The sequence below is a fragment of the Mesotoga sp. HF07.pep.5.2.highcov genome (genome assembly GCF_003666285.1).
Taxonomy (GTDB): Bacteria; Thermotogota; Thermotogae; order Petrotogales; family Kosmotogaceae; genus Mesotoga; species Mesotoga prima.
Map to the genome: position 1 here is coordinate 1 of NZ_JFHJ01000529.1, position 1,089 is coordinate 1,089.

The following is a 1,089-nucleotide window of genomic DNA, read 5'->3' on the forward strand; positions in this document are numbered from 1 at the left end:
CGAGGACAGATCGATGAGGAAATTAGAGGCGAATTGATGGCCCTAGATAACCGAAGCTCCCAACAGATTCAAGACTTCATCGAAATGAGAAGGGCAGAAAAGTATGCCCTTTACAGACTGGACAAGCCCGTCTTCGAAAGGATAGTGTGGCGAACCTGGTCAACCCTGACCTTCAACCTTGGAAAATCGAGTTCCATACGCTCTGCAGCAGGCGATCGGGATGTCTGGTCGATAGTTTCGGAGAAGATACCAAGAACCCTTGTTCTTTTCAGCACAGCGATGCTCGTCGACATCTTTATTGGAATATGGCTTGGCCTGAAGAAGGCTCAAAAGGCCGGAGGGTTACTGGACAAAAGTACTTCGGTAGGAACCATGGTGGTCTTCGGCATGCGTCGTGGTGGTTAGGTATGATACTTATCATGTTCTTCGCATACACACTAAAAGTATTTCCATCTGGCGGACTTCATGCTACGCCTCCTCCAGAGGGAATAACATTCTTCTTAGATGCTCTCTATCACTTGGCGCTTCCAGTGATGACTCTTGTCGTAATTGGATTTTGGGGGCGCGCCTTCCTCACTCGAAATATCGTTCTCGGAGTTCTTCAGGACGACTATATAATGGCGGCAAGAGCAAGGGGCATCCCCGAAAGGAAGGTTCTCTACGGACACACAATGAGAACATCGGCCCCGCCAATCGTCACCATGTCGCTTCTTGCACTGCTTGCCTCTGTGTCAGGAAATATTGTCTTTGAAGGTATCTTCAACTGGCCAGGGATGGGGAATCTCTTCTGGTTTGCCCTTCAGCAGAACGATGTTCCGGTCCTTATGGGAAATCTCGCGATAACCACTGGATTGTATATTTGCGGTCTTGTTCTCCTCGATCTGGTGTACGGTCTTCTTGATCCCAGGATCAAGGTTGGTGGCAGAATATGAGAATTGGAGATATGAAATCATCATTCAGCGAGTTCTGGCAAGAATTTAGAAGGGTCAAATCGGGGATGATTGGTCTTGTCTTTCTTGGATTGTTTCTAATGGTTTTGTTTTTTGAACCGCTGCTTCTACCTTTTGAAGGAGCAAACCAACGGTGGAA

Annotated in this window: 2 pseudogenes; both read left to right on the forward strand. The window is 47.6% G+C overall.

Annotated features, from left to right (window positions below):
• Positions 1-932 (forward strand): annotated as a pseudogene (locus BG32_RS17170) (ABC transporter permease); the annotation flags it as partial.
• 11 nt (positions 933-943) lie between these two features.
• Positions 944-1,089, forward strand: a pseudogene (locus tag BG32_RS11300) (ABC transporter permease); the annotation flags it as partial.